This is a genomic window from Phyllobacterium sp. 21LDTY02-6 (assembly GCF_023554255.2).
Lineage (GTDB): Bacteria > Pseudomonadota > Alphaproteobacteria > Rhizobiales > Rhizobiaceae > Phyllobacterium.
On record NZ_JAMJWD020000001.1, the window covers coordinates 170,279 to 196,068 of the forward strand.

The 25,790-nt window shown below is 61.0% G+C and carries 23 protein-coding genes and 1 riboswitch; of the genes, 13 read left to right on the forward strand and 10 right to left on the reverse strand.

The genetic code is table 11. The annotated features are described in order from the left end of the window. Window positions 1-399, reverse strand: a complete 399-nt coding sequence (locus M8997_RS00810) for a Fur family transcriptional regulator (RefSeq protein WP_250018489.1) — start codon at window positions 397-399, stop codon at window positions 1-3. Between the two features lie 223 nt (window positions 400-622). On the opposite strand from M8997_RS00810, the gene aztA reads away from it, so the two are divergent. The 4 genes from aztA (at window position 623) to zigA (ending at window position 4,608) form a co-directional block, all read left to right on the forward strand. Continuing rightward, entirely contained in the window at window positions 623-1,450 is an 828-nt protein-coding gene (aztA, locus tag M8997_RS00815; RefSeq protein ID WP_250018490.1) for a zinc ABC transporter ATP-binding protein AztA, read from the forward strand. Between the two features lie 2 nt (window positions 1,451-1,452). Continuing rightward, a complete protein-coding gene (aztB, locus tag M8997_RS00820; RefSeq protein ID WP_250018491.1) occupies window positions 1,453-2,319 on the forward strand; it encodes a zinc ABC transporter permease AztB in 867 nt (288 codons plus the stop codon). Between the two features lie 23 nt (window positions 2,320-2,342). Then, on the forward strand, window positions 2,343-3,305 hold the full coding sequence (aztC, locus tag M8997_RS00825; protein ID WP_250018492.1) for a zinc ABC transporter substrate-binding protein AztC: 963 nt from the start codon (window positions 2,343-2,345) through the stop codon (window positions 3,303-3,305). 91 nt (window positions 3,306-3,396) lie between these two features. Next, window positions 3,397-4,608 (forward strand): zinc metallochaperone GTPase ZigA, encoded by a 1,212-nt coding sequence (gene zigA, locus M8997_RS00830; protein ID WP_250018569.1) that lies wholly within the window; start codon window positions 3,397-3,399, stop codon window positions 4,606-4,608. 184 nt (window positions 4,609-4,792) lie between these two features. On the opposite strand, the gene M8997_RS00835 is transcribed toward zigA, so the two are convergent. The 5 genes from M8997_RS00835 to M8997_RS00855 form a co-directional block, all read right to left on the reverse strand. Beyond that, the gene (locus tag M8997_RS00835) at window positions 4,793-6,370 is read right to left on the reverse strand and encodes a TerC family protein (protein ID WP_250018493.1); all 1,578 of its coding nucleotides are present in this window, start codon (window positions 6,368-6,370) and stop codon (window positions 4,793-4,795) included. A gap of 323 nt (window positions 6,371-6,693) precedes the next feature. Continuing rightward, entirely contained in the window at window positions 6,694-7,245 is a 552-nt protein-coding gene (locus M8997_RS00840; RefSeq protein WP_250018494.1) for a DUF924 family protein, read from the reverse strand. A gap of 8 nt (window positions 7,246-7,253) precedes the next feature. Continuing rightward, complete coding sequence (locus tag M8997_RS00845) at window positions 7,254-9,086, reverse strand: monovalent cation:proton antiporter-2 (CPA2) family protein (protein ID WP_250018495.1); 1,833 nt, start codon at window positions 9,084-9,086, stop codon at window positions 7,254-7,256. A 65-nt stretch (window positions 9,087-9,151) separates the two neighbouring features. Further along, the gene (locus tag M8997_RS00850) at window positions 9,152-10,000 is read right to left on the reverse strand and encodes an amidohydrolase (protein WP_250018496.1); all 849 of its coding nucleotides are present in this window, start codon (window positions 9,998-10,000) and stop codon (window positions 9,152-9,154) included. Between the two features lie 13 nt (window positions 10,001-10,013). Then, window positions 10,014-10,799 (reverse strand): IclR family transcriptional regulator, encoded by a 786-nt coding sequence (locus tag M8997_RS00855; RefSeq protein ID WP_250018497.1) that lies wholly within the window; start codon window positions 10,797-10,799, stop codon window positions 10,014-10,016. Between the two features lie 172 nt (window positions 10,800-10,971). On the opposite strand from M8997_RS00855, the gene M8997_RS00860 reads away from it, so the two are divergent. The 9 genes from M8997_RS00860 (at window position 10,972) to iolG (ending at window position 21,916) form a co-directional block, all read left to right on the forward strand. Further along, window positions 10,972-12,081: a mandelate racemase/muconate lactonizing enzyme family protein gene (locus M8997_RS00860; protein WP_250018498.1), complete on the forward strand. Its 1,110-nt coding sequence runs from the start codon at window positions 10,972-10,974 to the stop codon at window positions 12,079-12,081. Window positions 12,082-12,142: 61 nt separating this feature from the next. Then, window positions 12,143-12,877, forward strand: coding sequence for an SDR family oxidoreductase (locus tag M8997_RS00865; RefSeq protein WP_250018499.1), 735 nt, complete (start codon window positions 12,143-12,145; stop codon window positions 12,875-12,877). A 9-nt stretch (window positions 12,878-12,886) separates the two neighbouring features. Beyond that, window positions 12,887-14,164 carry an L-fuconate dehydratase gene (locus M8997_RS00870; RefSeq protein ID WP_250018500.1) on the forward strand — a complete coding sequence of 426 codons (1,278 nt, stop codon included), beginning with the start codon at window positions 12,887-12,889 and terminating at the stop codon, window positions 14,162-14,164. A 109-nt stretch (window positions 14,165-14,273) separates the two neighbouring features. After that, a riboswitch (cobalamin riboswitch) is annotated at window positions 14,274-14,469 on the forward strand. A gap of 110 nt (window positions 14,470-14,579) precedes the next feature. Then, entirely contained in the window at window positions 14,580-15,821 is a 1,242-nt protein-coding gene (locus tag M8997_RS00875) for an aromatic ring-hydroxylating dioxygenase subunit alpha (protein ID WP_250018501.1), read from the forward strand. Beyond that, complete coding sequence (locus tag M8997_RS00880) at window positions 15,821-16,921, forward strand: hybrid-cluster NAD(P)-dependent oxidoreductase (RefSeq protein WP_305884367.1); 1,101 nt, start codon at window positions 15,821-15,823, stop codon at window positions 16,919-16,921. The genes M8997_RS00875 and M8997_RS00880 overlap by 1 nt, the downstream gene beginning before the upstream one ends. Before the next feature lie 357 nt (window positions 16,922-17,278). After that, window positions 17,279-18,208, forward strand: a complete 930-nt coding sequence (locus tag M8997_RS00885; RefSeq protein WP_250018502.1) for a sugar ABC transporter substrate-binding protein — start codon at window positions 17,279-17,281, stop codon at window positions 18,206-18,208. Window positions 18,209-18,264: 56 nt separating this feature from the next. Continuing rightward, on the forward strand, window positions 18,265-19,806 hold the full coding sequence (locus M8997_RS00890) for a sugar ABC transporter ATP-binding protein (protein WP_250018503.1): 1,542 nt from the start codon (window positions 18,265-18,267) through the stop codon (window positions 19,804-19,806). Between the two features lie 57 nt (window positions 19,807-19,863). After that, entirely contained in the window at window positions 19,864-20,877 is a 1,014-nt protein-coding gene (locus M8997_RS00895) for an ABC transporter permease (RefSeq protein ID WP_250018504.1), read from the forward strand. Between the two features lie 49 nt (window positions 20,878-20,926). After that, window positions 20,927-21,916 carry an inositol 2-dehydrogenase gene (gene iolG / locus M8997_RS00900; protein ID WP_250018505.1) on the forward strand — a complete coding sequence of 330 codons (990 nt, stop codon included), beginning with the start codon at window positions 20,927-20,929 and terminating at the stop codon, window positions 21,914-21,916. A gap of 42 nt (window positions 21,917-21,958) precedes the next feature. Here iolG and iolB read toward each other — a convergent pair whose 3' ends face one another. Genes iolB through iolD form a run of 4 tightly spaced genes read right to left on the reverse strand, consistent with a single transcriptional unit; the run spans window position 21,959 to window position 25,789 of the window. Continuing rightward, window positions 21,959-22,753 (reverse strand): 5-deoxy-glucuronate isomerase, encoded by a 795-nt coding sequence (gene iolB, locus M8997_RS00905; protein WP_250018506.1) that lies wholly within the window; start codon window positions 22,751-22,753, stop codon window positions 21,959-21,961. A 4-nt stretch (window positions 22,754-22,757) separates the two neighbouring features. Next, entirely contained in the window at window positions 22,758-22,991 is a 234-nt protein-coding gene (locus M8997_RS00910) for a DUF3329 domain-containing protein (RefSeq protein ID WP_250018507.1), read from the reverse strand. Window positions 22,992-23,002: 11 nt separating this feature from the next. Continuing rightward, window positions 23,003-23,887 carry a myo-inosose-2 dehydratase gene (iolE, locus tag M8997_RS00915; protein WP_250018508.1) on the reverse strand — a complete coding sequence of 295 codons (885 nt, stop codon included), beginning with the start codon at window positions 23,885-23,887 and terminating at the stop codon, window positions 23,003-23,005. A gap of 51 nt (window positions 23,888-23,938) precedes the next feature. Then, window positions 23,939-25,789, reverse strand: coding sequence for a 3D-(3,5/4)-trihydroxycyclohexane-1,2-dione acylhydrolase (decyclizing) (iolD, locus tag M8997_RS00920; RefSeq protein WP_250018509.1), 1,851 nt, complete (start codon window positions 25,787-25,789; stop codon window positions 23,939-23,941). Window position 25,790: the final 1 nt, after the last annotated feature.

Consider the following 25,790-nt stretch of genomic DNA (forward strand, 5'->3'; position numbering starts at 1 on the left):
TCAGGCGGCGGCGCAATTTGCGCAAGTGCCGCGAATCTCGATCGTGGTCTTCGATGGCTTGAAGCCGCTGGCCCTTGTCCATTCCCGCACCCGTGCGGTGATTTCATCGTCGGAAAATTCTGTCACCTGACCGCAATTCTCGCAGATGGCGAACGCAGTCATGCCATGGCTGTGGCCATGGGCATGCGAACAGGCGACGAAGGCGTTGATGCTCTCCAGCCGGTGGACCATGCCGTAGTCCAGCAGCTTGTCGAGCGCACGATAGACCTGCAGCGGCGCCCGGAAACCTTCCGGCCGAAGCTGGTCCAGTATCGTATAGGCGCTGAGGGGGCCATCGGCGCGCGTGAGCGCATTCAGCACCAGCGACTGGTTCTTGGTCAGCTCATGCGTCGTTGTCATAACAGTTCTCTCCGATATGCAATCAATGAGATAGGAAATATTTTTCCGTGCCGCCAGCGGGTTATTGCGCGGATCGGCGTTAATGGCAATTTTGTTTCACTCTCCACATGGTTGAGTGCCTTCAAGGTTGACTAATGTAATAACATCACATAGGAACGGTCAAGGATGCTCCCCCGGAGCCATGGCCTGTGGCCTCAACATGTGCTGGCGAGCCGAATTTTAAATGAACGAGACAAGCCTGATATTCCGCGATCTGACGCTGGGCTATAACAGCCATCCTGCGGTGCATCACCTCAGTGGCACCGTGCGGCGAGGTTCCCTGACGGCCGTCGTCGGCTCGAACGGCTCGGGGAAATCGACGCTGATGAAGGGTATCGTCGGCGTTCTTAAACCGATGGCAGGCAGCTGCACCGTGGCAAGCGGACAGAAGATCGCCTATCTGCCGCAGCAGTCGGAACTCGACCGCTCCTTCCCGGCACGGGTGGTGGATCTGGTATCGCTGGGTCTTTGGCCGAAGCGCGGTCTTCTTGGACGGCATACGGGCGAGGACCAGGCGAATGTCTCGCGTGCGTTGCTGGCCGTGGGGCTGGGCGGTTTCGAGAAACGGCCCATCGACACGCTTTCGGGCGGGCAATTGCAAAGGGCGCTGTTCGCGCGCGTCTTGCTGCAGGATGCCGATATCATCCTGCTTGACGAACCATTCAACGCGATCGATGCGAAGACGGTGTCCGACCTGATCGGGCTCATCAAGCACTGGCATGGCGAAAACCGCACGGTGATGGTGGTCGTCCATGATCTGGATCTGGTGCGGCAGCATTTCCCGGAAACGCTTCTGCTGGCGCGCAAGCCAGTCGCATGGGGCGCGTCGCGCGAGACGCTGATGCCGGCAAATCTGCTGCAGGCGCGGCAGTTTCACGAGGCATGGGAGGAGAATGCCGATTGGTGCCATGACGATCCGCTGCATGAACACCCGGGGCATGAACACCCGGGGCATGACCGCTCGGGCCACGTCCATGATGGCGGACATGATGACGGGTCGAAGGCAGCATGATCATGTATGAAACCTTGATCGAGCCTTTCGTCAGATACAGCTTCATGCAGCGTGCCCTGCTTGGATCGCTGGCGCTCGCGCTGGGTTCCTGTCCGGTCGGCGTCTTCCTGATGCTCAGGCGGATGAGCCTGACAGGCGATGCCATGGCCCACGCCATCCTTCCGGGCGCAGCAGTCGGCTTCTTGCTTTACGGCCTGCAGATCGTGCCGATGACGCTCGGCGGTCTCGCAGCGGGCATCGTCGTCGCACTCGGCGCAGGCGCGGTCTCGCGTTTCACCATCCAGAAGGAGGATGCCTCACTCGCGGCGTTCTATCTGATTTCACTGGCGCTTGGCGTGATGATCGTCTCGCTGCGAGGGTCGAACGTCGATCTGATGCACGTTCTGTTCGGTTCGGTGCTTGCGCTGAACAATGACGCCTTGACGCTGATCGGCACGGTGTCGCTGTTGAGCGTGGTGACATTAATGTTCTTCTGGCGCGGACTCGTCGCCGAGTGTCTCGATCCCCTGTTTCTGCGTTCGGTCAGCCGTATCGGCACGCCGGTGCACTTCATCTTCCTGGCTCTGGTCGTCCTCAATCTCGTTGCCGGGTTCCAGGCACTGGGCACATTGCTGGCGGTCGGCCTGATGATGCTGCCGGCTGCCGCGGCGCGGTTCTGGACGACGCGCGTCGGCCCGATGTGCCTTCTCGCCATCGCACTCGGCATTTGTTCCTGCATCGCCGGGTTGCTCATCTCCTATCATTTTGCCGCTCCTTCAGGACCGGCGATCATCCTCTCCGCCGGCGGGGCATATGTCGTCTCGTTCCTCGCCGGCTCCGGCGGGGTCCTTCGAAGCCGCATCCGCCCCCATCGTCACAAGACTGCCTAACGACCTGCATAAGGAAGCTCGATATGAAAAAATCCATCAAACTTGCCGCGTTATTGAACGTTATAGCATTACTTGGCGGCTATTCTGCCGCCCATGCGGACAATCTGAAGGTAGTCGCAAGTTTCTCGATCATCGCGGATTTCGCCAGGAATGTCGGTGGCGACAGGATCGAACTGACCACCCTCGTGGGGCCGAACGGCGACGCCCATGTCTATGAGCCCCGGCCTGCGGATGCGGCAGCTTTAAGCTCTGCCGATGTGATCCTGGTGAATGGCCTGCATTTCGAAGGGTTTCTGCCGCGTCTGGTCGAGGCCAGCGCGACAAAGGCGCCCATCATCGAACTCACCAAGGGGATCGAGCCGCTGAAGTCCGAAGCGGAAGAGCATGAGCATGGCCATGCGGAAGGCGAGCATGCCGAGCACAAGGACGAGCATGCGGGCCACGATCACGGGGCCTATGATCCGCACGCGTTCCAATCGATCGCCAATGCGAGAATCTATGTCAGGAACATCGTCGATGCCTTCTGCGCCGCGGATGCGGAAGGCTGCGAAACCTACAAAGCCAATGGAACGGTCTATGACAAACAGCTGGAAGCGACCGAGGCGGATGTAAAGGCGGCCATCAATGCCATCCCGCAGGAAAAGCGGCTGGTCATCACCTCGCATGATGCCTTCGGCTATTTCGAGCGTGCCTATGGGCTGAAATTTCTGGCGCCTGAAGGCATTTCCACGGATTCGGAAGCTTCGGCAGCAGATATCGCAAAGCTCATCGAACAGGTCCGGGAAGACAAGGCATCGGCCATTTTCGTGGAGAATATCACCAATCCGCGCCTGATCGAGCAGATTGCGTCGGAAACCGGGCTCGCCATGGGCGACGAGCTGTTTTCGGACGCATTGTCCAAGCCGGGCGAGGGTGCCGGCACCTATATCGAGATGATGGAACACAATGCCGAGGCCTTCAAACGGGCTATCGTCGACAAGAGCTGACAAGGCAGGACGAGCGGAGTTCCGACAGGACTCCGCTCTCTTTTTGCCTAAGAATGTAATGTTATTACATATGAGAAAGAGGGCTGGGATGATGGAGTACAAGCGAAAATTGCCCGTGACGGTGCTGTCAGGCTTCCTTGGCGCAGGAAAGACGACACTGCTCAATCATATCCTGCACAATCGCGAAGGCAGGCGTGTCGCCGTGATCGTCAATGATATGAGCGAGGTGAATATAGACGCGGCGCTGCTGCGCGATGGCGGCGCCAACCTTTCTCGAACCGAGGAGCAATTGGTCGAGCTCACCAATGGCTGCATCTGCTGCACCTTGCGCGATGATCTGCTGGCGGAAGTAAGGCAGCTCGCGAGCCAGGACCGGTTTGACAATCTGATCATCGAATCGACCGGCATATCGGAGCCGCTGCCCGTTGCATCGACGTTCGAGTTCAGGGATGAGGATGGCAACAGCCTTTCCGACATTGCCAGGCTCGACGCCATGGTGACAGTGGTCGACGCTGCCAACCTCCTGAAGGATTATGCTTCGAGCGACTTTCTGCGCGACCGCGGAGAGTCGCTCGGCGATGACGATAACAGGACGTTGATCGACCTCCTGGTCGATCAGATCGAGTTCGCCGACGTGGTGGTCTTGAACAAACTGTCTTCGGCCAGCCCCGAGGATCGCGCATCCGCCCGCAAGATCATCCGGGCGCTCAATCCCGATGCTCGGCTGATCGAGACGGACTTTGCGAGAGCACCCCTGCAAGCAGTGCTTGATACGAACCTGTTCGACTTCGACAAGGCGCATCAGCACCCATTATGGTTCAAGGAACTGCACGGTTTTGCCGAGCATGTCCCCGAGACCGAGGAATATGGCGTCCGTTCCTTCGTCTACCGGGAACGGCGTCCATTCGACCCGGCGAAATTTCACGGTTTCATGAACCGTCAATGGCCGGGTGTCATCCGCTCGAAAGGTTTTTTCTGGCTCGCGACACGGCCAGACCATGTCGGTGAACTGAGCCAGGCGGGTGCGCTGGTTCGCACCGAACGCAGGGGAGTGTGGTGGTCGTCGATCGCCCGCAACCGTTGGCCTGACGCGCCGGAATGGCATGCGGCCATGCGGCCATATCTCGATCCCGTATGGGGCGACAGGCGGCAGGAGCTTGTCTTCATTGGGGTCGATACGATGGATGAGGCGCAACTGCGGGCAGAACTCGATGAATGCCTGGTGGATGCCACGGATTTCACACCGCACCTCTGGCAAGACCTGGTGGACCCATTCCCGAGCTGGCTGCGAAAGGCCGGATGACATGCAGGGCCAGCTCGCAAACCTCATCAGGAAGGCATCATCATTGATACGAGTTTCATCGTCCGGGAGTGCGCCGTCGCAGGCAGGCGCCAACGGCTTCGCCTGCGACAGCCCGGTCGGCGAAGGGACCCGGGCCAAGAACGAAAACAGTCAGGAACAATGTTCCTGTCTGTTGCCGCATCCGTCAGATAAACATGGCTGATGCGTTCGTCGAGGTGATGCGGACCTTGCCTATGTTGCGTCCTTCCATCTCGACGATCTCATACTCGTAATCATCGACCGTCAGCTTCTCACCTTGCACCGGTATGTGGCCGAGATTCCACAAGATATAACCGGCAAGCGTCGTGTATCGGTCGCCTTCATCCACGAGGTCCCTGTCGATAAGCCCGCCGAGGCGGCGAATATCGATATAGGCATCGACGATCATGCTTCCGTCCTCGGAGCGTTCCAGGATAGGGCTTTCCTCGCCCTCTTCCGGGAAATCGCCGGCAATGGCTTCAAGAATGTCCGTCGGCGTCACCACGCCTTCGAAGGAGCCATGCTCGTCGAGAACAATACCCATTTGCACCGATGAACCGCGCAGTTGCTCCATCACACGCAGGACATTGGCGTTCTCATGCAGGATGAGAGGCTGGCGGGTGACCTTCTCCCAGTCGATCTTGCCGCCATCGAGAATGGCGAAGAGCAGGTCCTTGGTCAGGGCGACGCCGACGAAATCCTCGACACGTCCACGCGCAAGCACCACGCGGCTATGCGCAAGCGTGCGGATTTCCGCCAGAAGCTCCTCATTGGACTCGTCGAGGTCGAGCCATTCAACTTCGTTGCGCGGCGACATGATCGACCGCACGGGCCGTTCCACCAGATCGAGCACGCCGCGGATCATCTCCTTCTCTTCCGGATGGAAGACATCGCCCGCCGCGCTATGTTCGGCGATGACGTCGAGCGTATCGGCGTGGGGCGTCTCGCCGTTCCTGCCGCCGCCGAGGAGGCGCAGCACCGCGCCGGCGGTACGGTCTCGCAGATCCATCGTCGTGATGCGCTTCTCGCGATTATGGCGGCCGACCTGATTGGCGGCCTCGATCAGCACCGAGAAGCCGATCGCCGCGTAGAGATAGCCCTTCGGTATATGGAAGCCGAAGCCTTCGATGATGAGGCTGAAGCCGATCATCATCAGGAAGCCGAGACACAGGATGACGACCGTGGGGTGCCGGTTGACGAAGGTCATCAGGGGCTTGGACGCCAGCATCATGACGCCGACCGCGATGACGACTGCGATCATCATCACTTCGAGATGTTTCACCATGCCGACTGCCGTGATCACGCTGTCGAGCGAGAAGATCGCATCGAGCACGACGATCTGGGCGATGACCTGCCAGAAGACGGCATGGACGACATTGGTCTCCTTGGCCGAAAGATCGCCCTCGAGGCGCTCGTGCAGCTCCATCGTGCCCTTGAACAGCAGGAATATGCCGCCGAGGATGAGGATGATGTCGCGGCCGGAGAAGCCAAAACCGGCAATCGTGAACAGCGGCTGCGTCAGCGTTACCACCCATGAAATCGACGCAAGCAGCAGAAGCCGCATCAGCAATGCCAGCGACAGGCCGACGATGCGGGCGCGGTTGCGTTGATCCGGGGGAAGCTTGTCGGCGAGAATGGCGATGAATACGAGGTTGTCGATGCCAAGGACGATCTCAAGCACGACAAGCGTCGCGAGACCAATCCAGGCATTGGGGTCGGCAAGCCACTCTAAAGTCAGATCCATTGGAAAAACGGGTCCTTGTGGGAAATTTGAAAAGGGGGCGCTGGCATATGGGCGAGCGGGACCATGCCGCTGGCATCAACCGGCAGGGAATGTGACTTAGACGTGGATCGGTGGACATGCTGACGCCGCGGTTGCGGGGTCAGCTTGCTTCGCAAGTCCGGACTCGGCGGTTCTTCAGATTGTTCGTCCGGCATCGATGCGCGGTCAGTCGTCCCTGTTTGGCTGGCAATGTGTATATATGAGGCTACAGCGCCAGATCGACATATAATGGCAGTCTCGTGCCCATGGTTCAAGAGGCTGCGGCCAGAAAGGCCAACGGGCGATCAGCCGGCGAAGCCGCCCTCGTCGAGAAAAGCCTGTTCTGCCGGCGTCGTCTGGCGCCCCAATATTGCGTTGCGGTGAGGAAACCGCCCGAAGCGCTGGATGATATCATAGTGATCATGCGCATATTCGAGGTTCGAAGGCGAACCGCCGCGGCACAGTTCGACGCAGCGCCGCTGGTCATCCACGTCTTCGGAGTGCATGAAGGGCAGATAGAGAAATCCGCGCACGTCCTGTTCCAGGGTCAGGTCATGGCCACGCTCCAGTGCGATCCGGGCGTAGTGGCGTGCCAGATGATCGGTGGCGTACATATGTCCAGTGCCGCGGAAGGCGTTGCGCGGATATTGGTCGAGCAGCACCATCAGCGCCAGCGCGCCTTCCGGCGTTTCCACCCAGTTCTCGTATTCCCGGCGTGCGGCGGCAAAATGCCGGTCGAAGAACCGGGAGCGGAAATCATCGTCGAACGCATCGTCCTTCTCGAACCACTTCGCAGGGCCGGCTTCGCGCCAGAACCCAGTGATTTCCGTGATGGCGGAATCGTTCATGTCCGTCATGCCCGCTCCTATCGATCCGTATCCAGTGCGAGCGGCAAGACGCTGGCCGTCTCTTCGCTCAGCGCCCGCCCCGTTTGTTTCGGCTTGATCAGCGGGCCGGGGACGGGGGCGTTGCCCTTCATCAGATCCCCGCCCGCATAGATGCCGCCCGCCAGCTGCAGGTCCAGGCGTTCATCGTCGCGCCTGCGAATATCGGCAATGACCTCGGCGGCTTCGTCAGGATCGACGCCAAGACCGACCAGCGTTCTTTCGCCAAAGGTCAATGCCGATTCGAAGGTCTCGCGAACCTGGTATTCGACGCCGGCATTGATGAGTTCGAGCGTATTGCCGCGGTCGTAGGACCGCGCATAGATCTGCAGCAAGGGGAATTCCGACTTGATCAGCCGCACGACGGTCAGGATCGTTTCCGGCTTGTCCACGCAGACAAGCACCGCCTGCGCGCGCCCTGCGCCAGCGGCGTGCAGTATGTCGAGGCGTGTGCCGTCACCATAATAGACCTTGAAGCCGAATTGCGCCGCCGCCTGTATCATCTCGACGTCATTGTCGATGATCGAGACATCGACTCCGCGCAGAAGCAGCGGTTGGCTGGCAATCTGCCCGAACCGGCCGAAACCGATGACGAGGACGCGCCCCGAGAGGTTCTCGGCCACATCGACGCCGTCGAGCGACTGTTTCTGCGTGCCCAGGAACGCACGCATGGCGATGATTGCCAATGGGGTAAGGACCATGGAAATGATGATGATGGCGGTCAGGATCGCATTTTCCTGCCCATCCAATATGCCGACATTGGTCGCGGTGGCGTAAAGCACGAAGGCGAATTCGCCGCCTTGCGCCATGATCACGGCTCTTTCGACGGATTCGCGATGCGGTGTCTTGAGCAGGCGGGCAACCACGTAGATGGCGGCCGCCTTGAACAGCATGAACGCGATGACATAGAAGATCACCATCTGCCAATTGGCCGCGACCACCGCCAGATCGAGCGACATGCCGACCGCGAGAAAGAAAAGACCGAGCAGAATTCCGCGAAACGGCTCGATATCCGCTTCCAACTGATGGCGGAACGTCGATTCTGAGAGAAGAACGCCTGCGAGAAACGCTCCCATGGCCATGGAAAGACCGCTGACCTGCATGAGCAACGCTGCGCCCAATACGACGAGAAGCGCAGCGGCCGTCATGACTTCACGGGCGCGCGAAACGGCAAGAATGCTGAAAAGCGGGTTGAGGAGGTAGCGGCCGGCAATGATCAGCCCTGCGACCGCGCCGAGCCCTATGCCAATATCCATCCAGCGCAGTCCGCCGGCTTCCTCCGTGCTGATGGGCGCGAGAAAGGCGACCAGCGCAAGAAGCGGTACGATCGCAAGGTCTTCGAACAGGAGGATCGAAACCATCTTCTGGCCGGCGGGGCTCGCCATGTCGCCGCGCTCTTCGAGAATCTGCATGACGATGGCGGTGGAGGTCAGGACGAAGCCGGCGCCGGAGACGAAGGACGTCGCGACCGGAAAGCCCGTGGCAACGCCGATCGCCGTGAGGACGAGGGCGCACCCCGCAACCTGCAATGCGCCGAGGCCGAAAATCTCCTTGCGCATCCCCCAGAGACGCGATGGCTGCATTTCCAGTCCTATGATGAACAGGAACATGACGACGCCGAGCTCGGCGACATGGAGGATCGTCATGGGGTCGGAAAAGAGCCGCAGCCCGAACGGGCCGATGACCAATCCCGCTGCCAGGTAGCCGAGCACCGATCCAAGCCCGAGGCGCTTGAAAATGGGGACTGCCACGACGCCGGCGCCCAGAAGCACCACTACGCTGATCAGGTCTGGTCCGCTCGCTTCCGCCGCCATCGATGCTCCTTTGTTTTTTACTAGGTAAAGCGGTCGCCGGGATGAGGCAAGCCCAATCGCCGCTATCAGAGCTTCCAGATGCGCCGGGCGTTTTCGGAAAACAGCCGTGCTTTCTCGCTGTCGCTGCATCCGGAAAGCAGCGCATGGGTCGCGGCGACCCAGGTGGCAAGCCCGCCGCCGAGGGTGCAGACGGGCCAATCGCTACCCCAGACCAGCCGATCGAAGCCGAAACTCGAAATGACGTGATGCACATAGGGCTCGAGCGTCGCCACGCTCCAGCTATCGGCATCGGCATAGGCAACGACGCCGGAGATCTTGGCCACCACGTTCGGCCTGCGGGCGATCTCGGCGAGATTTTTACTCCATCCGTCGAAATCCTCGCCCTTGATATCCGGCACGCCGCAATGGTCAAGGATGAACTGCACCTCGGGCGCGAGATCGACCAGCGCGATCGCCCTTTCCATTTGCCGCGGCAATACACAAAGGTCGAATGTCAGCCCGGTGCCGGTCAACCGCCGAAGATTGTCGCGGAACAGGCCGCTCTCGGAAAGTTCGTCAGGCATGACATGCAGGACGCGGCGAAACCCCTTGATGAAATGGTTGCCCGACTGCCGCTCGAGGAAGGCGGCAAAATCCTGGCTTTCAGGGCGGCAGGAGGAAATGGCGCCCCGGATGAGGCTGCCGTCCTGCCGCGAAAGACCTTTGATGAAGGCTGTTTCGGCCTCGATATCGGAAGGTGCGACATCCACCTCCATATGCAGGGCAGCGCCGATGCCGGCCCGATGCGCCTGCCGGGCATATTCGTTATAGAGAAAGCTGCGGTTGAGCGAGCCGGCCTCCGCCAGCCAGGGATAGTTCAGGGCCCCCTGATCGATCAGATGGAGGTGGGTGTCGATGATTGGTGCAGCGGGCATGGCTCCTCCTCGTTCAGTTCTGGCGGATGTCCGCGCCGGACAGTTCCGAAAGCTTTCCTGCGGTCGCAACGACCATTCGTCCCACAGCCTCGACATCCGGCGCATCCGGCACGTTGAGGACCGAGATATAGGGGCATGTCAGCGCCGCTATGGCGCGGCCGTCAGGGCCGAGGACGGGCGCCGAGACGTTGAACACACCGGCAGTCTGCGCGCTGGGCATGATCTCGTAGCCGTGCTCGCGGATGCGTTCCAGCCTGTCCTGATGATCGTCAAGCACCAGCCTGTCATCGAGATGATGCTCATATTCGGCGATCATCAGCTCGCGTTCCTTGTCGGAACGGAACGCCAGAAGCACATGGCCGGAGCCGGTATTGAACAGGCTCATATGTGAACCGACCCTTATCGAGATGCCCCAATATTCCGGCGCTTCCTGCTGCGCGACGACGACCACTGCGCCCCGATCGAAGACGCAAAGATGATTGGCCTGCTTCGACGTCACGGCAAGCTCCCGCATGAAGGGCGCCGCATAGGCCGCCAGCCGCCGCACGGGCGCATGCAGCTGCGCCAGGCCGAAGAGTTTGAGCGTCAGCGAATAGCGATCGCCTTCCAGCCTCGTCACATAGCCGCGGCGGACCAGCCGGTCGAGCATCCTGTAGAATTCGTTGGGGCTGCGGCCGAGCCGCTTGGCAATTTCCGCCTGGGTGACGCCGCCATCGATCCCTGCCAATAGTTCCAATATATCCAACCCCTTATCGAGCGCTGGTGCCCTGTAGCGGTCGCTGTCGTCTTCATCTGTCATCGGCTGATCCCGGATTCGCTGACTCTAGCCATATACGAAGTGCATCACTGTGCGAAAGGCCCGGCGGCAACTTGACCGCCGCCATCATAAATGTTTGTATATGAATGATCTTCCCATATATGGGTACAAGATCACTGAATTAGCAAGGCCGAAACGCCGCCGGGAGGTCACTGTGGCAAAAATTGAACGGGTTGAACTTCGCATGGTGGATCTGCCGCCGAAAGTTCGCCGAACGGATGCCATACAGAGCTTTGTCAGCCAGGAAACGCCCATTGTCACGATTACCGACAGTGATGGCGCTACCGGCACCGGCTACAGCTATACGATCGGCACCGGCGGTTCGTCCGTGATGCGGCTTCTGTCGGATCATCTGGTCCCGAGGCTGCTGGGCAAGGATGCCGACCAGATCGAGGGCATCTGGCGTGAACTCGAATTCGCCACCCATGCGACGACGATCGGCGCGATCACGGCGATAGCGCTGGCGGCCGTCGACGTCGCTCTGTGGGACCTGCGGGCAAAGAAGGTCGGCCTGCCATTGTGGAAGCTTGCCGGCGGCGCCAAGGACCGCTGTCCGCTCTACACGACCGAAGGCGGTTGGCTCCATATCGAGAAGCAGGCTCTGGTGGATGACGCGTTGGCCGCCAAGGCCAAGGGCTTCAAGGGCGCCAAGGTGAAGATCGGGCGGCCGCACGGTTCGGAGGATCTCGATCGGCTTTCGGCCGTTCGCGACGCTGTCGGCGGCGGATTCGAGATAATGACCGATGCCAACCAGGGATTTTCGCTCGACGAGGCCATCCGGCGGTCGCGCGTCCTCGGCGATATCGATCTCGCCTGGCTGGAGGAGCCGCTCGCGGCCGACGATATCGACGGCCACGTCCGGCTTTCGGCAGCGACGCAGACGCCGGTCGCCATTGGCGAATCGCTCTATTCGATCAGGCATTTCCGCGAATACATGCAGCGCGGCGCCTGTTCCATCGTGCAGGTGGATGTCGGGCGCATCGGTGGCATCACGCCATGGCTGAAGGTCGCGCATGCCGCCGAGGCATTCAATATTCCCGTCTGCCCGCATTTTCTGATGGAATTGCATGTCAGCCTGACCTGCGCCGTGCAGAATGGCAAATATGTCGAGTATATTCCGCAGCTCGACGACCTTACCCACACGCAGATGCGCATCGAGGATGGATATGCGCTGGCGCCCGCCGAACCCGGCATCGGCATCGACTGGGACTGGGATGCCGTGAAGCAGCGAAGCGTGGAAGAGTTCACAACTGAGATAAGCTGATAATATCGTAGCGAGCGATTTGATCACCAGGCCTGCGCCGCGGGCCCAATGGAGAATGGATATGATTTCGAAACTTGAAGGCAAGCGCGTGCTGATAACAGCGGCAGGGCAGGGTATCGGGCGGGCTTCGGTGCTGGCTTTCGCCGCAGCCGGGGCAATCGTGCACGCGACCGATATCAACCAGGGCCTGCTCGATGCTCTGCCGAAGCAGGACAATATCAAGCCGCGCAAGCTCGATGTGCTCAATGGCGACGAGGTCACGCGGGTCGTCGGCGAGATCGGACAGGTCGATGTCCTGTTCAATTGCGCCGGCTTCGTCCATGGCGGCACCATTCTCGAAATGCCGGATGCCGATCTGGAATTCGCGCTGGACCTCAATGTGCGGGCGATGATCCGCACCATCAAGGCCGTGTTGCCGGGCATGATCGAGCGCAAGGACGGGGCCATCATCAACATGTCTTCCGTCGCCAGCAGCGTGAAGGGCGTTGGCAACCGCTTCGCCTATGGGGTCACCAAGGCGGCGGTTCTCGGCCTCACCAAGTCGGTAGCGGCGGATTTCATCACGCAAGGCATACGCTGCAACGCCATCTGCCCCGGCACGGTCGAAAGCCCGTCGCTGGAGCAGCGCATGCGCGCGGGTGGCGACTATGAGGCGACACGCGCGGCGTTCATCGCCCGCCAGCCGATGGGGCGGCTCGGCATGCCCGAAGAGATTGCCGACCTCGCCGTCTACCTGGCCGGCGCAACCTATACGACCGGCCAGGCCTACAATATCGACGGCGGCTGGACCGTCTGAGGAAAGAACATGACCCGCATTACCGACCTTCGCGTATTCGATATCCGTTTTCCAACCTCCCAAAGCCTGGACGGATCGGATGCGATGAACCCCGATCCGGACTATTCCGCAGCCTATGTGGTGCTTGATACGGATACTGACGGCCTCTCGGGACACGGCCTGACCTTCACCATCGGGCGCGGCAATGAAATCTGCTGCCTTGCCATCGAAGCGATAAAACATCTTGTCATCGGCCTCGATCTTGCCTGGGTGAAGGAGAACCCGGGGCGGTTCTGGCGTTTCATCACCGGCGACAGTCAATTGCGCTGGATCGGGCCGGACAAGGGGGCGATGCATCTTGCCACCGGGGCCGTCGTCAATGCCGTCTGGGATCTGCTGGCCAAGCAGGCCGGCAAGCCGGTCTGGCAGCTCGTCGGCGAGATGACCGCCGAGGAGATCGTCGATATCGTCGATTTCCGCTACCTGACCGACGTGCTGACGCGGGACGAGGCTTTGGAAATTCTGCGCAAGGCAGAGCAGGGCAAGGCGGAACGCATCGAAACGCTGAAGCGCGAAGGCTATCCCTGCTATACGACATCCGCCGGCTGGCTCGGCTATTCCGACGAGAAGCTGCGCCGCCTGTGCCAGGAAGCGGTGGATGCGGGCTTCAATCATGTGAAGATGAAGGTCGGACGCGATCTGGAGGACGACATCCGCCGTCTTACGATCGCGCGCGAAGTCATCGGACCGGACCGCATCCTGATGATCGACGCCAACCAGGTGTGGGAAGTGGGCGAAGCCATCGACTGGGTGAAGAAGCTTTCCTTCGTGAAGCCGTTCTTCATCGAAGAGCCGACGAGCCCGGACGATGTTGCCGGCCACAGGAAGATCCGCGAGGCGATCCATCCGGTCAAGGTGGCGACCGGCGAGATGTGCCAGAACCGCATCATGTTCAAGCAGTTCATCGCCGAAGGCGCGATCGACGTGGTGCAGATCGATTCATGCCGCATGGGCGGCCTCAACGAGGTGCTCGCCGTCCTGCTGATCGCGGCCAAGTATCAACTTCCGGTCTGGCCCCATGCGGGCGGCGTCGGCCTTTGCGAATATGTCCAGCATCTGTCGATGCTCGATTATGTCGCCGTCTCCGGCACCAAGGAGGGCAGGGTGATCGAGTATGTCGACCATCTGCACGAGCATTTCGTCGATCCATGCGTCATACGCGATGCGGCCTATATGCCGCCCTCGCTTCCCGGCTTCTCCATCGAGATGAAGCCCCAGTCCATCGAGCAATATCGATATCGCGGCTAGCACCTGCGAAAACCGAGTATCTGCGGCACGGCCGGCCATGAGGCGGGCCGTGTCGTCTTGCGTAAATGCCATGTCGTTTCCGCACCTATCCTTTTACCTTGCCTAGTGCTCATATGGAGCTGCTTGAGGTGCCGCTTCTAGGGGAGCGGAGAATTGGGAAGCCGGTCTGAACCCGGCGCTGCCCCCGCAACGGTGGTGGAGTAAAACGCGGCAAAAGAGCCACTGGGGAATTCCCGGGAAGGCGTCGCGGCGTCCTGCGAGGGAGCTCCAGAGCCCGGAAACCAGCCCCAGGCCATAAACCGACTGATCGCGGTGGGCGATCAAGGAGTATGATAATGCCCGGTATGCCCGTGCAGGCATCTTCTCCATCACCACCAGTCAGTTCTTTCGCAATATTGGCAGGCGAGGACACGACATGGATATTCAAGCGGAACTCCTGAGAAGCCTCAGGCAGCGCAAACAGGGCTACGGGCTGGAGCAGCCCTTCTATTCCGATCCGGATTATTTCCGGCTGGACATGGAGACGATCTTCTACCGCGACTGGCTGTTCGTGGGCCATGATTGCGAGGTGGCGCGCCCCGGCAACTACTTCACCGTGCAGGTCGGCGACTATCCCATCGTCATCGTGCGCGACCGGGAGAAGAACATTCGGGCATTCCACAATTCCTGCCGCCATCGCGGTTCGCGCATTTGCGCGGGCGAGCGCGGAAGCTCGGCCAAGCTCGTATGCCCCTACCATCAATGGACCTATGAACTCGACGGCCGGCTGCTGTTCGCGCGGCAGATGGGCGATGATTTCGATGCGAGCCAGTTCAGCCTGAAGCCGGTGCATTGCGAGAGCGTCGGCGGATATGTCTTCATCTGCCTTGCCCAGGTGGCGCCGGATTTTGCGCCTGCACGCGCGCTGCTAGAGCCGTATCTGGCCCCGCACCGCCTGACGGAAACGAAGATCGCCTATCAGAGCACGATTGTCGAGAAGGGCAATTGGAAGCTGGTATGGGAGAACAACCGCGAGTGCTATCACTGCGCAGGCAACCATCCTGAATTGTGCAAGACGTTCCCCGAAGCGCCGAGCGCAACCGGCATTCAGGGATCGAAGAGCGATCCGGAGATCGTCGCCCACTGGGACAAGTGCGAATCCGAGGGCCTGCCGAGCATATTCCGCATTTCCGACAATGGCCAATACCGCGCAACGCGGGTGCCGCTGCTGGGCGAGGCGGAAAGCTATACGCTGTCGGGCAGGCGCGCCGTCGGCCGCCAGTTGAGCGACGATGTCAATGCGCGCCGGATCGGCTCGCTGCTGCTCTATCATTATCCCGGTACCTGGAACCACATTCTCGCCGATCATGCCATCTCGTTCCGGGTATTGCCGCTCGGTCCGAACGAGACGCAGGTGACGACGAAGTGGCTGGTGCACAAGGATGCGGTCGAAGGCGTCGATTATACGATCGACGAGCTCACCCATGTCTGGCTCGAGACCAACGACCAGGATCGCAGGATCGTCGAGGAGAATGCATTCGGCATTCGCTCGCCTGCCTACGAGCCGGGACCCTATTCGCCCGAGCATGAGGGTGGCGTCCTGCAATTCCTCGAATGGTACGGCAACATGATGGAAAGCCGTCTCGGCGGCGACGCGAAGCTCAGCAGGGTGGCATGATGAACATGGGCGTTCCCCAGGGCCACGGTTACAAACATCTCGACCAGATGCAGCCGTGGAGCGACAGGCTGCACCTCCTGGAGTGCCTGTCGGTCGTCGAGGAAGCGCCCAACGTCAAGACCTTCACCTTTCGCTCCGACAATCAGAACTGGTTCCGGTATGAGCCGGGCCAGTTCATGACCTTCGAACTCGGGACGCAGCCCGAATCCATCCTGCGGACCTTCACGCTTTCGTCCAGCCCCTCGCGTCCGTTCACGTTCGCCGTGACGGTGAAGGCGCAGGAGGGAAGCATCGGCGCCCGGTGGATGCTGGACAACCTCCTGCCGGGAATGCGGCTGAAGGCTTTCGGGCCGCTGGGGGATTTTTCGATCGCCAGGTATCCGGGCGACAAATATCTCTTCATCTCCGCGGGCTCGGGTGTCACCCCCATGATGTCCATGACGCGGTGGCTGCAGGATTGCGCGCCGCAGAGCGATGTCAGCTTCGTTGCCTGCGCGCGCCGCCCGAGCGATATAATCTTCCGGCGAGAACTGGAATATCTGACGAGCTCAATGCCCAATCTGAAAGTATCGTTCCTGATCAAGGAACATGAGATGGGGCAATTATGGACGGGGATCAGAGGCCGCCTCGAGGCTCCGAAACTCCCGCTGCTGGCCCCTGATTTCAAGGATCGCGTCATCTTCTGCTGCGGGCCCGAGGGCTTCATGCGCGATGTGCGGGAAATGCTCGAAGCCTCCGGCTTCGACATGGCGCACTACCACCAGGAGAGCTTCGGGCCCGCCGCGGAGCCGGTGTTGCCGCTCATGGACGATCTGGAACCCGGGGAGCAGCCGGCTGCGACATCCATGGTGACGTTTTCCATGTCCGGCAAGGAAGTGCCTTGCGCCGCCGGCGAAACGATCCTCAAGGCCGCGCGCGGGGCCGGTATCCGTATTGCCGCGGCCTGTGAATCCGGCCTCTGCGGCACCTGCAGGATCCTGAAGCTCTCCGGCGAGGTCGCGATGGATCACAATGGCGGTATCCTCGATGAGGAAATCGAGGAAGGCTACATTCTCGCCTGTTGTTCCAAGCCGCTCGGCAACGTCGAAGTCGAAGCCTGAGACGGCTGCCCTGCCTGCAGGCGAACGGCGCTGATGGCTCCTGTCCGCACCACCATGCGTGGCGCGGCAATAATGTAGTCTCCGGCATCTCCAGTTGAACAGGTCCGCGGTCACTCCGCCCGCCACAGGCGCGAGCCGAAGACGAAATCCGGCTTGACGCTCTCATCATAAAATGGAATAAATATTTCAGTAGCTGGTCGATATGGTCTGGATATTCCGTATTGAGCAGCTTCGAGGAAGGCCGCTCCGACGGTCTTCCATTCGACCTCGGGGCTTGGGCAGGAGAATGGGCCGCGGGGTGGATGAGAGCTGCAACCGGATAAAAGGTGTGGCCGGGCACCATGTGGAGGAACAACAATGAAAAAGCTTCTTTTGGGGATCGCGGTTTCGGCCCTTATGTCAGGGTCGGCGATGGCGGCCAATATCGGCGTCAGCATGGCGCAGTTCGATGACAATTTCCTCACGGTCCTGCGCAATGGCATGCAGGAATATGCCAAGACGCTGGACGGCGTGACGCTGCAGGTCGAGGACGCGCAGAACGACGTCGCCAAGCAGCAGAGCCAGATACAGAATTTCATCGCTTCGAAGGTCGACGCGATCATCGTCAACGCGGTCGATACCGATGCAACGGCGGCCATGTCGAAGATCGCCGCCGAGGCGGGCATTCCGCTGGTTTACGTCAATCGCGAGCCTGCCAATGTCAATGAACTGCCGGAGAAACAGGCTTTCGTCGCTTCCAACGAGGTCGAGTCCGGCACGCTTCAGACCAAGGAAGTCTGCCGCCTGCTCAAGGGGCAGGGCAAGCTTGTCGTCATGATGGGCGAATTGTCGAACCAGGCGGCCCGCCAGCGCACACAGGATGTGCACGATGTCATCGCCACGGACGAGTGCAAGGGCCTGACCATCGTCGAAGAGCAGACCGCGAACTGGCAGCGCACGCAGGGCGTCGATCTCATGACCAACTGGCTGTCCGCCGGCATCGAGTTCGATGCGGTCGTGTCCAACAATGACGAGATGGCCATCGGGGCGATCCAGGCGCTCAAGGCCGCGGGCCGTTCGATGGACAGCGTCGTCGTCGCGGGTGTCGACGCGACGCAGGACGCACTGGCGGCCATGGGTGCCGGCGATCTCGACGTCACGGTGTTCCAGAATGCGGCCGGGCAGGGCCAGGGAGCGGTCGACGCCGCGCTGAAGCTTTCGAAGGGCGAAAAGGTCGAAAGCAAGGTCTATGTTCCGTTCGAACTCGTGACGCCGGACAATCTGTCGAACTACCAGTCGAAGAACTGAGGACCGAATGGTCCGCACTGCCGGAATGAACTGAGCTTCCCGGGGAGGAGATGATCATGGCAATCAGCCCTTCTACCATGGCTGCGGTGCGCGCCAGCGGCGCTGTTCCGCAGGCGGAATATCTCCTGAACGCCGAGAATATCCGCAAGGAGTTTCCCGGCGTGCTGGCGCTCGACGATGTGAGGTTCCGGCTGAAGCGCGGCACCGTTCATGCCCTGATGGGCGAGAACGGTGCCGGAAAATCGACGCTTATGAAGATACTCGCCGGAATATACGTTCCGGATCAAGGCGAGGTCTATCTCAAGGGGCTGCCGATCCGGCTCAAATCGCCGCTCGATGCGCTCGAAAACGGCATCGCCATGATCCATCAGGAATTGAACCTGATGCCGTTCATGACCGTGGCGGAGAATATCTGGATCCGGCGCGAGCCGACCAATTCGTTCGGGCTGGTCGACCACGGCAGGATGTATGACATGACGGCGGAGCTGTTCGAGCGGCTCAACATAAGGCTCGATCCCGACGCCGAGGTGCGCGATCTCAGCGTTGCCAACCGGCAGATGGTGGAAATCGCGAAGGCGGTCTCCTACGAATCCGACGTGCTTATCATGGATGAGCCGACATCGGCGCTGACCGAGCGCGAGGTGGAACATCTGTTCGCCATTATCCGCGATCTGCGCGCGCAGGGCATAGGCATCGTCTACATCACCCACAAGATGAACGAGCTTTTCGAGATCGCCGACGAGTTTTCGGTATTTCGCGACGGGCGATATATCGCCACCCACGCATCGAGCGACGTCACGCGCGACGACATCATCAAGATGATGGTCGGGCGCGAAATCACGCAGATGTTTCCAAAGGAAGAAGTGCCGATCGGCGACGTGGTGCTGTCGGTGAAGGACCTTTCGCTCAGGAACGTGTTCAGGGACGTCTCGTTCGAGGTGCGGGCGGGCGAGATCCTGGGCATTGCCGGCCTGGTCGGATCGGGACGCTCCAATGTGGCGGAGACCATATTCGGCGTCACGCCTGCCACCACCGGGACGATCGCCATCAATGGCAGGACGGTTGCCATCGCTTCGCCGAATGAGGCCATCGGGCATGGCATGGCCTTCCTGACGGAGGATCGCAAGGATACGGGATGTCTTCTCATTCTCGATGTCCTCGAAAACATGCAGATCGCGGTCTTGCAGGAGCGCTTCGTGAAATTCGGCTTCGTCGCCGAGAAGCAGCTCACGGCAGCGTGCCAGGAAATGAGCGACAAGCTCCGGGTCAAGACTCCCGGGCTTGAAGAGAAGATCGAAAACCTGTCCGGCGGCAACCAGCAGAAGGTCCTGATCGGGCGCTGGCTGCTGACAAATCCGAAGATACTGATCCTCGACGAACCCACCCGCGGCATCGACGTCGGCGCGAAGGCGGAAATCCACCGCCTCGTCACGCAGCTGGCGCGGCAGGGCGTGGCGGTCGTCATGATCTCGTCGGAGATGCCCGAAGTGCTGGGGATGAGCGACAGGATCATGGTGATGCATGAGGGGCGCGTGACCGGCTTTCTCGATCGGAAGGACGCGACGCAGGTCAAGGTCATGGAACTGGCGTCGAAATGAAGATGAATCGATGCGGCGGCCGAAATATAGCCGAGGCGATTCACGGGAGGAATTGATATGACAAGCGAACAGGCCACCATACCTGCCGCGGCCCGGCGGAGCCGCCGGATGCCGCCGGAGGTGAACATCCTGCTGGTCCTGATAGGGATCGCGCTCGTCTTCGAAATCCTTGGCTGGATACTGGCCGGCCAGAGCTTCCTGGCGAATACGCAGCGGCTGCGCATCATCATCCTCCAGGTGTCGGTGATCGGCATCATCGCCGTGGGGGTCACACAGGTGATCATCACCGGCGGCGTCGATCTCTCTTCAGGCTCCGTGGTCGGCATGACGGCAATGGTGGCGGCAAGTTTCGCGCAGACGTCCGCATGGGCCAGGCCGATCTATCCGGGCCTCACCGATCTGCCGTTCATCATCCCCATCCTTGTCGGACTGGGCATCGGGCTTCTGGCCGGTTTCATCAATGGCTGGCTGATCGCCCGCACCAGGATTCCGCCTTTCATCGCGACGCTCGGCATGATGGTCTCGGCCCGAGGCGTCGCCAAATGGTATACGAAAGGCTCGCCTATTTCGGGCCTTTCCGATCAATTCACCTTCATCGGTTCCAGCATCTGGCCGGTGGTCATCTTCCTTGTCGTGGCGCTGATCTTCCACATTGCGCTGCGCTATACGCGCTACGGCAAATTCACCTATGCGATCGGCGCCAATGCCCAGGCGGCGCGTGTCTCCGGCATCGATATCGAACGCCACCTGATCAAGGTCTACGCCATTGCCGGCCTGCTGGCGGGGCTTGCCGGCATCGTTACCGCGGCGCGTGCGCAGACGGCCCAGGCCGGCATGGGCGTCACCTATGAACTCGACGCCATCGCGGCAGCCGTCATCGGTGGTACGTCGCTTGCGGGCGGCGTCGGCCGCATCACCGGCACGGTCATCGGTGCGATCATTCTCGGCGTGATGATCTCCGGCTTTACGTTCCTGCGTGTCGATGCCTACTATCAGGAGATCATCAAGGGAGCGATCATCGTCGCCGCCGTGGTCGTCGACGTCTACCGCCAGAAAAAGCGCAAGGTATAGAGTTGGCAGCGCCGGGATTGCGCCCCGGCTTCGTTCAAGAGGAAATGAAATGACAGTACGTTTTGGCCTGCTGGGCGCTGGCCGCATCGGCAAGGTTCATGCCAAGGCTATCGCCGGCAATGCACAGGCGAGGCTGGTGGCCGTTGCCGATGCCTTCGAACAGGCGGCGAGCAGTCTGGCGGCAGACTATGGCTGCGAGATACGCAGCATCGACGAGATCGAGAAGGCGTCCGACATCGACGCGGTGGTCATCTGCACGCCGACCGATACGCATGCGGACCTGATCGAGCGCTTCGCACGGGCCGGAAAGGCGATCTTCTGCGAAAAGCCGATCGATCTCGACCTGTCGCGGGTGAAGGCCTGCCTGAACGTCGTCAGCGAGACGAATGCCGTGCTCATGGTGGGTTTCAACCGCCGGTTCGACCCGCATTTCGCCGCGGTGCGCAAGGCTGTCGATGACGGCGCGGTCGGCGATGTCGAGATGGTGACGATCATCTCGCGCGATCCGGGCGCGCCGCCGGCGGAATATATCACCCGCTCGGGCGGCATATTCCGCGACATGACGATCCATGATTTCGACATGGCGCGGTTCCTCCTCGGAGAAGAGCCGGTCGCGGTGACCGCGCACGCCTCCGTGCTGGTCGACAGGAAAATCGGCGAACTCGGTGACTATGACAGCGTCAGCGTCATCCTTTCGACAGCATCCGGCAGGCAATGCCTTATCTCGAATTCGCGCCGCGCAACCTATGGCTATGACCAGAGGATCGAGGTGCATGGTTCGAAGGGGCTGGTCGCGGCGGAGAACCAGCGCGCCGTTTCCATAGAGATCGCCAACGGCCAGGGCTATACGCGCCCGCCGCTGCATGATTTCTTCATGACGCGCTATACCGAGGCCTATGCCAACGAGATCGCTGCCTTCATCGAGACCATTGCCAAGGGCACCAGGGCATCGCCGAGCGGTGAAGATGGTCTCGCGGCGCTCGCCCTTGCCGATGCCGCGCTGCGGTCCGTGAAAGAGGGCAGGACGATCACGCTCTGATCGACAGGCCGGAACGTTGCCGGGGCGTTTGCCCCGGTTCCGCTATTTCACCAGCCATTCATGTTCAGCGGCATTGTGGAACTTCCATGTGCGCTTCGGTCCGGCCATAACGTTGAGGTAATAGAGGTCATAGCCATGGCAGGCGGCGCAGGGATGATAGCCCTTGGGCACGAGAACGACGTCGCCATCCTCGATCGCCATCGCCTCGTCCAGCGACCGGTCATCGGTATAGACCCGCTGGAAACCGAAGCCCTGCGGCGGGTTCAGGCGATGGTAATAGGTCTCTTCGAGATAGGATTCGGCCGGTAGATTGTCCTGGTCGTGCTTGTGCGGCGGATAGCTCGACGTATGGCCGCCCGGCGTGATCACCTCGACCACAAGCAGCGAATCCGCAGGCTCGTTCTCGGGCAGTATGTTGGTGACATAGCGCGTGTTGGTTCCCGCGCCGCGCACTTCCTGTCCAAGATCATCCGGCGCAATGACGCGTACCGGCAGGCCGCCGCCGAGACCCGGCGCCGAGCACACGGCCAGTTCCACATCCGTCTCCGCCGTCAACGACCATTCGGAACCCTGCGGCAGGTAGACCGACCAGGGTTTGCCGTCGAAAGGCGACATCCGCTGTCCGAGTAGGCCGAGTTCCGCGCCATTGGCCCTCACTTTGCCCTTGCCGGTGACGAATACGAGGCACAATTCCCGCTCGCCAGCCGTGCCGCAGACGGATTGGCCGGCTTCCAGGCGGTGAAGGCCAAAGCCGACATAGGACCAGCCGGCGCTTTCGGGCGTAACATCGACCACGTGGCCATTGCCGGAAATCGCCTTCAGCAAGAGCTTCGACATGAAGTTACTCCTTATCGGTGGTATCGGTGGTATCGGCCGTCGCCGGCGCTGCAGGCTCTGACGGATCGTAGATGACGAAGAATTGCCAGATGCCATAGCCGCCGAAGCCGAGCGCGATGACACCCCAGAACGGCTCGCCGGTGACGAACTCGACGATAGCCCAGATCAGGCAGGCGGCGACCACGGCGATACGGCGCCAGAGCGGCCGAAAAAACGGGTGGTTCGAGTCCCTCGCCAATGGCATTCTCCTTATTTCAGGCCTGCTTCCTCGATGAAACGGCTCAGATTTGCGTGTCCCAGGCTGGAATAGACCGCCGGATCGGCCTTTTCAGGGTCCTGTTCTGCCTCGACGACGATCCAGCCGCTATAGCCGCGCAGTTCCTTCAAGACGCGAACATAGTCGATCAACCCGTCGCCAGGAACCGTGTAGACGCCGGCGAGCACGGAGTCGAGGAAAGACCAGTCTTCCCGGTTGGATCGCCACATCACATCTTCGCGGATGTCCTTGCAGTGGACATGGCCGATGCGCGGCTTGTAATGGCGGGCGATGCGGGCGGGATCTCCGCCGCCCCAGGTCGCATGGCCGGTATCGAGCAGCAATTGCACCGCTTCGCCGGTGACATCCATGAAACGGTCGATTTCGGCCTCGGATTGCACGACCGTGCCCATATGATGGTGGTAGACCAGTCGAAGACCGTATTGCGCCATGACAAGCTCCGCGAACTTCGTATAGCGCTCACCGAACACGGTCCATGCCGCCTTCTGCAGGACAGGGCGCGCCGAAAGCGGTGTTTCCTTCTGCGAATGGATGGCGTTTGAGGTCTCGGCGGCGATCAGCACCGAGCAGCCCATTTCCTTCAGGAGCGTCGCATGGCCGGCCACGGCCGCAAGTTCCGCTTCCGCATCGCGCAGCAGAAGTTCGGTCGAGTACCAGCCCGACACCAGCTCATGCCCGTATTGCTGCAATATGGGACGCAGCTGCGCCGCCTGGCGGGGAAACTTGTTGCCAAGCTCCATGCCGGTGAATCCCGCCGCCCTTGCCTGTTCCAGGCAGGTTTCCAGCGAAATATCGCCGCCGATCTCCAGCATGTCGTCATTGGACCAGCCGATTGGGTTTGCCCCTATACGGATCATTTCTATTTCCTCAGCTCGCGATTTGCTTGGTTTCAGGCTCGGGCGGCGGTGTCAGTCTCCGACGCGCTGGCGCTTGATCTGTTGCTCGTAATTCTTTCGTGCCGCCTCCACCTGGGGGCGGGAACTCACCTGCGGAACCGCGACATCCCACCAATGGCCGCCCTCTTCGGTGGAAGCCAGCGGGTCGGTGTCGATGACGACGACGGTCGTCCTGTCATTCGTCCTGGCGCGCTCCAGCGCGGTCTCCAGCTCGGCAATGGAAGACACTTTCTCGGCCAGTGCGCCGAGGCTGCGGGCATGGGCGGCAAAGTCGATATCGGGGAGAACCTCGTGGCGCGCATCCTTCAGGAGATTGTTGAAGCTGGCGCCACCCGTGCTCATCTGCAGCCGGTTGATACAGCCATAGCCCCTGTTGTCGAGCAGCACGATCGTGAGGCGCTTGCCCAGCATGACCGATGTGGCGATCTCCGAATTGAGCATGAGATACGATCCGTCGCCGACCATCACCACGATCTCGTCGTCAGGGCGAGCCATCTTGGCGCCAAGGCCGCCGGCTATCTCATATCCCATGCAGGAGAAGCCATATTCGGCGTGATAGGAGCCCGGCTTGCCCGCCTGCCACAATTTGTGCATTTCGCCCGGCAGGCCGCCGGCCGCGTGGAGCACCGTAGCATCGCTGCCCAGGCTGCGCTGGACGGCGCCGATGACCTGCGCGTCCGAGGGCAGGGGGGCATTGGTTGCGGCCGTCACCTTCGCGGCGGCCCGTTGCCATTCGCCCTTGCCGGATCTGGCGTTCTCGGTCCAGCCTTGCGGCGCTCTATATTGCGGCAAGGCGGCCGCAAGCTCGGCAAGTCCTTCCCGCGCATCGGCGACGAGCGGCAGCGCCTTGTGTTTCGCCGCGTCGAAAGGCTGAACGTTCAACCCGACAAAAGTCTTGCCTTCGCCCTGGAACAATGCCCAGGAACCGGTGGTGAAATCCTGCAGGCGCGTTCCGACGGCGATGATGACATCGGCTTCGCTGGCAAGTCGGTTCGCAGCCGAGGTGCCGGTCACGCCGATGGCCGCCATGTTGAGCGGATGATCGTCGGGCAGGGAGGACTTGCCGCCCTGCGTCTCGCTGACCGGTATTCCGTGCGTCTCTGCGAATCTGGCGAGTTCCTCCGAGGCCTGCGAATAGATGACGCCGCCGCCCGCGATGATGAGCGGCTTTCTGGCACCCTTGATCGCCTCGACGGCGGCCGACAGTTCCTGCCGGTCGGGCCGGGGACGGCGCTGCGTCCAGATGCGTTCCTCGAAGAACGTCTCGGGGTAATCATATGCTTCGGCCTGAACATCCTGGCAGAGCGCCAGTGTGACGGGACCGCATTCCGCCGGATCGGTCAAAACCGCCATCGCCCGCGCAAGCGCCGGTATGATCTGTTCGGGACGCGTGATGCGGTCGAAATAGCGCGAAACGGGGCGGAAGCAGTCATTGGCCGAGATGGTGCCATCGGCGAATGATTCCACCTGCTGCAGGACCGGGTCCGGCACGCGATTGGCGAACACGTCGCCGGGCAGCAGCAGCAGCGGCAGGCGGTTGACATGGGCAAGCGCCGCGGCCGTCACCATGTTCGTCGCGCCGGGGCCGACCGAACTCGTCACCGCCATCATGCGCTGGCGAAAGCTCGCCTTGGCAAAAGCGATGGCGGCGTGGGCCATGGCCTGCTCATTATGGGCGCGATAGGTCGGAAGCTCATCGCGCACCTGATAGAGCGCCTCGCCCAGCGCGGCCACGTTGCCATGGCCGAATATCGCCCATACGCCGGCGAAGATCGGTGTCTTGCGGCCCTCGAACATGGTCATCTGGGCGGCAAGAAAGCGTGTCAGCGCCTGCGCCATAGTCAGGCGGATGGTCTTGGTCATA